Raw genomic sequence first — 10,451 nt, 5'->3', positions numbered from 1 at the left:
CGCCACGCACGGCGCGGACGTGAACCGGCCCCGCGGCCCATTGGGCCGCGGGGCCGGTCCGGCGCTGGTGCGGTCAGCGCCGGCTCGCCTCGACGACGGAGATCGCCGCCGGTGTCTGCACGACACGCTCCAGCTCGAACCCGGCCTTGGCCAGCAGGTCGGCGTACTGGGCGCGGGTCCGCTCCTTTCCGCCGACCAGCAGCATCAGCCACAGGTCGGTCAACTTGCCCGCGTGCGGGCCGTCGAGCTTGTCGGGGATGACCATCTCCATCAGGAGCAGCCGGCCGCCCGGGTTCATCGCCTCCCGCACGTTCCGGAGGATCTCCAGGGCCTGCGGCTCGGGCCAGTCGTGCACGATGTGCTTCAGGATGTACGCGTCCCCGCCGGACGGCACCGGGTCGAACAGTCCGCCGTCGGCGATCGAGCAGCGCTCGGACATGCCCTGTTCCTGGAGGAAGTCGGCCGCGCCGTTGGTGCCCACGCGCGGATCGGAGAGGATGCCGCGCGCCGAGGGGACCTTCTTCAGCACGCCGGCCAGCAGGTCGCCCCGGCCGCCGCAGAAGTCGACCACGGTGCCGAAGCGCTTGAAGTCGTAGGCCGCGAGCAGCGGTTCGGTCTCCGTGGCCGACATCGCGCCCATGCCGCCGGTGAAGATGGCGCCGTACTCGGGGTTGGCCTCCAGAAACTCGAACGCGCCCATGCCGCGCAGCTTGGGCAGGCTCGGCTCCCCGGTGCGCACCGCTTCGGCCAGCCGGCCCCAGTCCTCCCAGTGGATGGGGTGGCCCATCAGCAGCGCGATGCCGTACATGGACATCGGCGCGTCCTCGATCAGCGCCCGCGCCATCGGGGTCAGCCCGAACCGGCCGTCCTTGAGCTCGGTGAAGATGTCGTAGGTCGCCAGCAGGCGCAGCAGCCGGTGGAGCGTCTCGGGGTCGGATCCGGTCCGCTGCGCGATCTGTTCCGGCCGCAGCGGGCCGTCGGTGAGGGTCTCCGCGACCCGCAACTCGGCGGCCACGTAGATGGCCTGGCTGACCATGGCTCCCTGGACCAGTTCGAGGAGTGCGAACGGCGGCGGTGCGAGCTTGCGCGTCAGGCCCTGCAGAGCCGAGCGCACACCTTCTATGGCGCGGACGACACGAGCGGGCGGCAGGGGCGGCATGGAATCCTCCAGCTGGGGCGATGGGATGCGGGAATGTGCACAGGTCGAAGGAGTGGCGCCGGAGGCGGCTCCTGGCAGGGCGCGGAACTGCGGAACGCGCGGGGTGACCGAGGCCGTCGAGGTCCTCGCGGGCCCCGGCCGGCGCCGCCTCACTCCCGTAGGGCCCGGTCGACCAGGGGCCCGGCGACTCCGGTGTACCGCTCCGGGTCGAGCAGTTCCGCCAGTTCCTCCCGGCCCAGGACACCGTCCAGTTCAGGCAGGCCGGCCAGCACCTCACCGAGCGGACGGCCGGTCAGTCCCGCCTGTTGCGAGGCGGCGGTGAGCAACTCCTTGGCCGCGACCTTGCCGAGCCGGGGCGCCAGATACGCCGAGACGCGCTCGGAGACGATCTGTCCGGCGGTCGCGTCGAGGTTGTCGCGCATCCGCCCCGGGCGCACGGTCAGGCCCGCGGCCAGCTCGGCGGCCGCGTGCGCGGCCCCGCCGGTGATCCGCAGGCACTCGCGCAGCGGCTGCCACTCGGCGTGCCACAGCCCGGCGGAGCGTTCGTCCTCGGCCGGCATGCAGAGCGTCAGCACGGAGCTGAGCGCCGGAACCTGCACCGCGGCGGAGCGGATGAGCGTCGCCAGGACCGGGTTGCGCTTGTGCGGCATCGCCGACGACGCGCCCCGCCCGGTCCCGCCGGGCTCGGCGACCTCGCCGATCTCGGTGCGCGCCATGACCTGGACGTCCGCCGCCATCTTGCCCAGGGCGCCCGCGGTGTGGGCGAGGGCCGCGCCCAGGTCGGTGATCGGGGTGCGCAGCGCGTGCCAGGGCAGTACCGGCCGCGCCAGGCCCGTCTCCGCGGCGAAGGCGTCGACCAGCGCGTCGAGTGCGTCGTCGGGGCCGTCTGTCCCGGTGCCCGAGGACGCCCCGGTGTCGGAGTGCGCCCCGGTATCGGAGTGCGCCCCGGTGTCGGAGTGCGCCCCGGTCGCGTACTGGAGATAGCCGGCCAGCGTGCCGGCCGCGCCGCCCAGGGACACCGGGAGCCCGTCATCGGCCACCCGCTCCAGGCGGGCGATCGCGTCCAGTACGAGCTGCCGCCAGCCGGCCGCCTTCAGCCCGAAGGTGGTGGGCACGGCGTGCAGGGTGAGCGTCCGGCCGGCCATCGCCGTGTCCCGGTGCGTGGCCGCGAGCCGGGCCAGGGAACCGGCCGTGGCACGCAGGTCCGCCAGGAGCGGGCGCAACGCCCGCGACGCCACCAGCATGGCGCCGGTGTCGAAGATGTCCTGGCTGGTGGACCCGCGGTGCACGTACTCGGCGGCCTCGGGTGCCTCCTTGGCGACCGCCCGGGTCAGCGCGGCCACCAGACCGACCACGGGATTGGCCGTACTGCGGGCGGCCAGGGCCAGTTCACGCACGTCGAAGAGCTCGGCCCGGGCGGCGGCGGTGATCGCCTCGGCCGCCGCGGCCGGCACCGTGCCGCACCGGACCTGCGCCCTGACCAGGGCGGCCTCCGCGTCCAACATCGCCTGCAACCAGGCGGTGTCACCGACCGCGGCCTCCACGGCGGTGCCCACGCGCACCGGGGAGAGCAGCCCGGAGTCCGGCTGCGCCGCGGGCACCTCCTCCGGCCGCGCGGCGTCCCCGGCGGCGGCTGCGAACTCGCTGCGCGGTGTGCTCACTGGTGCACCTCTCTCGTACGGGTGGCGATCGGAGCGCCGGGAGTCCCGGGAGCGGCCGCACCACCGGAAGCGCCGCCCGCGGTGCCGTTCACCGTGTCCGCCACCGCGGGGCCGTCCGCCCGGTGCGCCCGGTCCGGCGCCGGCCCCGGCGGGGCGGGCAGCGCGAGTACCGTGCCCGCGATGGCGTCGGAGTCCTCCAGCGTCACGGACCCGACCCCGGGCCGTATCCCGGCGGCCGTGACCCAGTGCACCGACTCGGTGGGCACCCCGTAGGCGAAGCGCCGTGGATGCGCCGTGCCGTCGGCGCCCAGCAGGTGGTACGGCCGGGCCGACACGGCGAGCCCGCCGGTCTCGTAGTCACCGTCCTCCCCGGGGATGCGGTACGGGCGACACTGCCCGGCGTCCAGCAACCGCCGCAGCAGCGGGTCGGCCGTGCGGCGCAGGTCGGTCTCGCACAGCCGGGCCTCGATCAGTGTGGTGGCCCGGATCCGTACGCCGGGGATCTCGGTCGACGTGGCGACGAAGCCCGCGCCCCGCACGCCGTCCCCGGGGTCGGGGGTGATCCGCATGCCGGGGCCGGTCAGGTCGAGCACCCCGGCGTCCAGCAGCGCGATCATCTCCTCCACCCGGCGGGCGGGCGGGCCGATGGACAGGTAGGCGTTGAGGGGCGTGTACCACTGGTCCAACTCGTCGCGGTACGAGGCTCCGTCGAGCCCGCCGTGGTCGACGGCGAGCCGGATCTCGTTGCGCAGGTCCCGCAGCACGTCCAGCGCGGCCTTGAGCGGGCCGTGCACGTTGCCCCGGTGCGCCTCCCGTACGTCCTGGACCAAATGCTCGCGCAGCCAGCCGCGGAACTCCGGCAGGTCGCCGAAGACCCGGGAGCCGTACGGGCGGGTGATCATGTCCCAGTCCCAGCGGTCCTCGGGCCCGATCCCGACGGCGTCGAGTTCGGCGTCCTCCACCTGGCCCGTCGTGGCCCGCAGGAAGCGCGACGCGAACCGTGCCAGGACGGCCTGGTCGTCGCCCCGCGTGGTCAACAGGGCCTCGTAGTAGACGCTCCGCACCTCTTTGGAGATCAGCGGCCACAGATCGGTGCCGAAGCGCAGCGGCTTCACGCCCGGCGCGCGCAGTCCCGCGACGTGTTCGACGGTCAGCAGCCGCGGGGTGTGGCGGCCGTGGGCGCCCTTCTCGTTCTCGCCGCGGGAGTGGTAGGGGACGCCGCGCCGCGAACCGGCGTACATCTTCGGCTCCCGGCCCGACGGCCGGTAGACGAGCCGTCCGTCGACGCGCTCGAACCTGCCGCCCCTGGCATGGGTGAACAGCGACATGTAGTCGAAGAAGTTCAGGCCCAGCCCGCGCAGCAGTACGGGTTCGCCCGGCGGAACGCACGACAGGTCGACGTCCGCGGGGTTGGACGGGGCGATGTGGATGAGCCCGTGCCGGGCGGCGAAGTCCGCGAGCGTGCGCTCGTGTTCGTCCGGGCGGGTGGGCAGGTGCCCCTGCGCGAGCACCACCGCGGACAGCCCCGTCAGCCGGGTTCCGTCCTCCAGCAGCACGCTCTGCGGTCCGTGCCCGCCCGGACCGTACGGCGCGTCCGGCGTGCCCGGCTCCTCCTCCAGGGCCACCGCGCGCAGGGGGTACGCGTGGATCACCACGTGCGCCGGGGCGTTGGCCACGATCTGGTGGAAGTTCCAGGTCAGATAGTGGCCGTACAGTGCGCGGGTGGGATAGGTGTCCGGGTCGAGCGCCTCGACCTCGGCCAGTACCCGCGCCCCGGTCGGCGTGGCCGGTCCCGGCGGAAGCGTGCCCCGGCCGAGCGATCTGGCCCACTCGTAGAGGCTCGGCCCCTCCTCCAGCGGGCCGCGGATCCCGACGCTCTCGTCCGTGTACACCGTGACCTGCGAGGCGACGGTGTTCATCAGCAGGTGGGGCGACTGCGAGGGCCGCCACACCCGGCCCGCGCCGGGCGGTTCCGGGTCGACGACGTGCACCGTCACGTGGTCCCACAGCGGGGACTTCCGCTCCTGCGCGCAGAGTCGCTCAAGAACGGAGAGTCCGCGTGGTCCGGCCCCGACGAGGCACACCTCCGTGCGCCGGCCGCTCACCAAGACGCTCCGCCCGGCAGTGGGTCGTGCCTCAAAAGGAGCGTTGGCATGGTCGCGTTCTCCTTGTCGCGGAGGGGGCACACCGGCCTGCACACAATCGCCGTGCGGCGCGCTCCACACTCCCCACCCGCCCGGGAGGGACGCTCGACCTGCACTCGCGTCCCGTTGGAGGCCCACGGCGGCCTGCTGCGGCCTGCTGCGGACACCGGGCGGCACTGCTGGATGTCGAGCGGGACACCAACCGCCCTGCAGGGGCGGGCCGCACCGTGGCGGGAGAGCCGGGAGGTGTCCTGTGGAGCAGTCGACGGCCGAGGCCGTACGGGTGGAGCGCGGATCGGTGGACGAGGTGGAACTGGCCGTGCTGACCGTCGTGTTGATGTCGGCGCTCGGCCGGCTGCGGGCACCGGCGGGCGAGGACGGCGCGCCACCGCCGCCCACGGCGCCGTGGCACCGATGGGACCGCGTGGCGGCGTACCGGTCGCCGCACAGCTGGCAGTAGTGGCCGCACGGAGAAGGGACGGGCGTGACCCTGACCGATGATGTCTCCCGCTTGCACACCCGCGGAGACCAACCCCCGCAAGCAGAGGCCGGCGCGGACGAGCGCATCGGCGCCGACGAGCGCGCCGACGCGAAGGAGCGCTCGCGCCCGGACCCGGACCCGGACGAACCCGGCGGGCCCGTGGCCGTGTTGCGCGACATACGGCAGCGGGCCGTGGACGGACCCGGCGCCCGGGCGACCGAGGCGCAGCACGCCAAGGGGAAGCTCACCGCGCGCGAGCGGATCGCGCTGCTGCTGGACGAGGGCTCCTTCCACGAGACGGAGCAGCTGCGCCGGCACCGGGCGAGCGGCTTCGGCCTGGAGGACCGCAGGCCCTACACCGACGGCGTCGTCACCGGGTGGGGCACGGTGGAGGGCCGCACGGTCTTCGTCTACGCCCACGACTTCCGGATCTTCGGCGGGGCGCTGGGGGAGGCGCACGCGGCCAAGATCCACAAGGTGATGGACAAGGCGATCGCCGTCGGCGCCCCGCTGGTCTCCCTCAACGACGGCGCGGGCGCGCGCATCCAGGAGGGCGTCTCGGCACTGGCCGGCTACGGCGGGATCTTCCAGCGCAACACCCGGGCGTCCGGCGTCATCCCGCAGATCTCCGTCATGCTGGGTCCGTGCGCGGGAGGCGCCGCGTACAGCCCGGCGCTGACCGACTTCGTGTTCATGGTCCGCGGCGTCTCGCAGATGTTCATCACCGGCCCCGACGTGGTCAAGGCGGTGACCGGCGAGGAGATCACGCACGACGGGCTCGGCGGCGCCGACGTGCACGCCCGGGTCAGCGGCGTGGCGCACTTCGTCCACGACGACGAGGAGAGTTGTCTCGCCGACGTCCGCCATCTGCTGTCACTGCTGCCGCACAACAACCGGGAGATGCCGCCGGAGGTGACCGCCGACGACCCGGCGGACCGTTCCTGCGAAGCGCTGCTCGATCTGGTGCCCGTCAACGGCAACCAGCCCTACGACGTGTGCCGGGTGATCGAGGAGATCGTCGACGACGGGGAGTACGTGGAGGTGCACGAGCACTGGGCGCGCAACGTGGTCTGCGCCCTGGCCCGGCTGGACGGCGCGGTGGTGGGCATCGTGGCCAACCAGCCGCAGACGCTCGCCGGGGTGCTGGACATCAAGGCCAGCGAGAAGGCCGCCCGCTTCGTGCAGACCTGCGACGCGTTCAACGTCCCCCTCGTCACCCTGCTGGACGTGCCGGGCTTCCTGCCGGGCACCGACCAGGAGCACGGGGGCGTGATCCGCCACGGCGCCAAACTCCTCTACGCCTACTGCAACGCGACCGTCCCGCGGGTCTCGCTGGTCATGCGGAAGGCGTACGGCGGCGCCTACATCGTGATGGACAGCCAGTCGATCGGGGCCGACCTCACCTTCGCCTGGCCGGCCAACGAGATCGCGGTGATGGGCGCGGAGGGCGCCGCGAACGTGATCTTCCGGCGCCGGCTCGCGGAGGCGGCCGACCCCGAGGCGGAGCGCGAGCACCTGGTGAAGGAGTACCGGACCCGGCTGATGCATCCGTACCACGCCGCGGAACTCGGCCTGGTGGACGACGTGATCGACCCGGCCGACACCCGGCAGGTGCTCATCTCCGCGCGGAGGATGCTGGGTTCCAAGCACGCGGACCTGCCGCTGCGCAAGCACGGCAACCCTCCCCAGTGACCGGGGCGCGGGTCGAGCGGGGTCTCGTCGCGCCCGCGAACCCCCACTTTGCGGACGAAGGTGTCCCAAGAGGACCGCAGGATGAGAGACTGCGCTGAACCATTTCCACAGGGGGGAAACGGCCGTCATGCATGTCATCAGAAATATCGCCGCAAGTGTGCTCCTGCTGGGCGGCGTCTTGCTGGCCAGGCGCGAGCTGAAGGCCCGGAAGACGGGTCACGGCATGCACCCGAGCCTTCTCGTCCTGGGCGTGGTGCTGTGCTGGTCCGGTGTTCAGGTCGCCCAGGCATAGCGACGCGGTCGCCGCGCGACCCGTCGGTGCACGGCAGGCGATCGCTCCGACGGCGCCTGTGCGTGACATGAATCCGCCGAATCCGTCCGCGTGATGGCTGGCGCGGCGCCTCCCAGCTGGCGAAGAATCGTGGTCGCAGGCCGGTACATTCGTTCGACGGAACCATGAGGAGCAGCACCATGCACGAGGCGCCGTCCGGGCCGCTGCCGTATTACGAGGACATGGGGCCGGGAACGGGAGCGCTCCCGCCACGGGCATGGACGGGGGTGTCCGACGCGCGCCGGGTGAACCTCGGCGGGGCATGGCGGTTCCGGCTGTCGGCGACGGCGGAGGGGCAGGACGACTCGTTCGCCCGGCCCGGCTTCGACGCCTCGGGCTGGGACGAACTGCCGGTGCCCTCGCACTGGCCGCTCCAGGGCCACGGCCGCGGCCAGGACTACGGGCGGCCCGCCTACACCGACAACCGCTACCCGTTTCCGGTCGACCCGCCGCGGGTGCCGACGGAGAACCCCACCGGGGACCACCTGCGCGGCTTCGACCTGCCGGGCGACTGGCCGGGCGGCGCGGCGGTGCTGCGCTTCGACGGGGTGGACTCCTGCGCCCGGGTCTGGCTCAACGGCGAGGAGTTGGGCACCTTCAAGGGCAGCCGGCTGCCGGTGGAGTTCGAGGTCGGCGAGCTGCTGCGGCCGCGCGGGAACGTCCTGGCGGTGCGGGTGCACCAGTGGTCCTCGGGCAGCTACCTGGAGGACCAGGACATGTGGTGGCTGCCGGGCATCTTCCGCGACGTCACGCTGATCGAGCGGCCCGAGGGCGCCGTCACCGACTTCTTCGTGCACTGCGAGTACGACCAGCTGACCGGCAACGGCTCGCTGCGGGTCGACTGCGATCCCCAAGGCACCGTGACCGTACCGGAGTTGGGCCTGGACATCGCGACCGGCGAGACCGCGGTGGTGCCGGTGGAGCCGTGGTCGGCGGAGGTACCACGGCTGTACGACGCGGAGTTGGCCACCGAGGGCGAGCGGGTCCCGCTGCGGATCGGCTTCCGCACGGTCGTCGTCGAGGACGGCGTGCTGAAGGTGAACGGGCGGCGCATCCTGTTCCGCGGCGTGAACCGGCACGAGTTCGACCCCGACCACGGCCGGGCGGTGGACCTGGAGACGATGCGCCGGGACCTGCTGCTGATGAAGCAGCACAACATCAACGCGGTCCGCACCAGCCACTACCCGCCGCACCCGGCGTTCCTCGACCTGTGCGACGAGTTGGGGATGTGGGTGGTCGACGAGTGCGACCTGGAGACGCACGGCTTCTTCGAGGTCGACTGGCGCCGCAACCCGGTGGACGACGAACGGTGGACGCCCGCGCTGCTGGACCGGGCCGCCCGGATGGTGGAGCGCGACAAGAACCACCCGTCGGTGCTGATGTGGTCGCTGGGCAACGAATGCGGCATCGGACGCGGCCTGTCCGCGATGGCCGACTGGATCAGGCACCGCGACCCGGCCCGCCCGATCCACTACGAGGGCGACCAGTCCTGCGCGGACGTCGATGTCTACTCCCGGATGTACGCCAACCACGAGGAGAGCGAGTCGATCGGCCGTCGCGCCGAACCACCGCTCCTGGACGCCGAGTTGGACCGGCGGCGGCGCGCGATGCCGTTCATCCTGTGCGAGTACGCCCACGCGATGGGCAACGGTCCGGGCGGACTCACCGAGTACCAGCGGATCTTCGAGACGTACGAACGCTGCCAGGGCGGCTTCGTGTGGGAGTGGATCGACCACGGGCTGCGCCGCAGCACCGCGGACGGCGACGCGTACTTCGCCTACGGCGGGGACTTCGGCGAGGAGTTGCACGACGGCAACTTCGTCTGCGACGGGCTGCTCTTCCCGGACCGGACGCCCTCCCCCGGGCTGGTCGAGTACAAGAAGGTGGTGCAGCCGGTCGGCTTCGCCGCGGATCTGGCGCGCGGCCTGCTGACCGTCACCAACCGCCATGACTTCGCGGACGTTTCGGGACTGTCCTTCCACTGGGCGTACGAGGAGGAGGGCGAACTCGTCGCCGAGGGACGGCTTGAGGTGCCCGCGCTGGCGCCGGGAGCGAGCGCCGAGGTGGCGCTGCCGCGGGAGCCGCGGACCGCGGCGGACCGCGAGGCGTGCTGGACGGTGCGGGCGGTGCTCGCCGAGGACACCGCGTGGGCGCCGTCCGGCCACGAAGTGGCGTGGGCCCAGTTCGAGGTGGCTCGACCGGCCGTGCCGGCAGGCCCGTTGCCCGGCGCGCCGCACACCCCGCGGCGGGTCGAGGGCGGGCTGATCATGCTCGGCCCCGGCATGTTCGACGCGGCCGACGGCACCCTGCGCCACCTGGACGGCGCCGTGCTGGACGGCCCCCGGCTGGACGTGTGGCGGGCGCCGATCGACAACGACCGCGGCGCGGACTGGTATCCGGACGGGCAGCTCGAACGCCGCTGGCGCGAGGCCGGGTTGGACCGGATGCGGCACCGGATCGACGAAGTGTCCTGCGGCGCGGACACGTTGACCGTCTCCACCCGGGTCGCACCGGCCGCCTCCGACCTGGGACTGCGCACGGTCTACCGCTGGACCGCGGCCGGCGACCAGCTCGCCCTGGACGTCGAGGTCACCCCGGAAGGCCCGTGGACGCTGCCGCTGCCCAGGCTCGGCATACGGCTGGGGCTGAGCCCCACGCTCGACGCCGTCGAGTGGTACGGCGGCGGGCCCGGCGAGGCGTACCCGGACACCCGGCAGGCGTCCCGGCTCGGCCGGTACCGCTCGACCCTCGACGGCCTCCAGACGCCCTACGTGCGGCCGCAGGAGAACGGCGCCCGCGCCGACGTGCGGTGGGCGGAACTGCGCCGACCCGACGGCACCGGGCTGCGGGTCACCGGTGCGCCACCCTTCTGGTTCACCGCCCGGCCGTGGAGCACCGACGACCTCGCGGCAGCCGAGCACACGTACGAGTTGAGGCGCGGCGACGTGCTGTGGCTGCACCTGGACCACGGACTGCACGGGGT

General features: G+C 73.1%; 7 protein-coding genes. 4 read left to right on the top strand and 3 right to left on the bottom strand.

What is annotated here, in order from left to right:
• Positions 1-73: 73 nt before the first annotated feature.
• From AC13HU_RS21770 to AC13HU_RS21760, 3 genes are all read right to left on the bottom strand, one after another.
• Positions 74-1,114 (bottom strand): methyltransferase, encoded by a 1,041-nt coding sequence (locus AC13HU_RS21770; RefSeq protein WP_483043593.1) that lies wholly within the window; start codon positions 1,112-1,114, stop codon positions 74-76.
• A gap of 194 nt (positions 1,115-1,308) precedes the next feature.
• Positions 1,309-2,760: a nitrosuccinate lyase gene (locus tag AC13HU_RS21765; RefSeq protein WP_483043595.1), complete on the bottom strand. Its 1,452-nt coding sequence runs from the start codon at positions 2,758-2,760 to the stop codon at positions 1,309-1,311.
• A gap of 56 nt (positions 2,761-2,816) precedes the next feature.
• Positions 2,817-4,925 (bottom strand): FAD/NAD(P)-binding protein, encoded by a 2,109-nt coding sequence (locus AC13HU_RS21760; protein ID WP_483043592.1) that lies wholly within the window; start codon positions 4,923-4,925, stop codon positions 2,817-2,819.
• A 292-nt stretch (positions 4,926-5,217) separates the two neighbouring features.
• On the opposite strand from AC13HU_RS21760, the gene AC13HU_RS21755 reads away from it, so the two are divergent.
• The 4 genes from AC13HU_RS21755 to AC13HU_RS21740 all read left to right on the top strand — a co-directional run.
• The gene (locus AC13HU_RS21755) at positions 5,218-5,424 is read left to right on the top strand and encodes an acyl-CoA carboxylase subunit epsilon (protein WP_483043591.1); all 207 of its coding nucleotides are present in this window, start codon (positions 5,218-5,220) and stop codon (positions 5,422-5,424) included.
• 180 nt (positions 5,425-5,604) lie between these two features.
• On the top strand, positions 5,605-7,137 hold the full coding sequence (locus AC13HU_RS21750) for an acyl-CoA carboxylase subunit beta (RefSeq protein ID WP_483043594.1): 1,533 nt from the start codon (positions 5,605-5,607) through the stop codon (positions 7,135-7,137).
• 127 nt (positions 7,138-7,264) lie between these two features.
• Positions 7,265-7,429 carry a hypothetical protein gene (locus AC13HU_RS21745; RefSeq protein ID WP_483043590.1) on the top strand — a complete coding sequence of 55 codons (165 nt, stop codon included), beginning with the start codon at positions 7,265-7,267 and terminating at the stop codon, positions 7,427-7,429.
• A gap of 164 nt (positions 7,430-7,593) precedes the next feature.
• A partial coding sequence (locus AC13HU_RS21740; RefSeq protein WP_483043589.1) for a glycoside hydrolase family 2 TIM barrel-domain containing protein occupies positions 7,594-10,451 on the top strand: 2,858 nt, incomplete at its 3' end.

Source organism: Streptomyces sp. NH27, from assembly GCF_056859195.1.
This window is presented reverse-complemented; position numbering and strand designations above follow the sequence as displayed.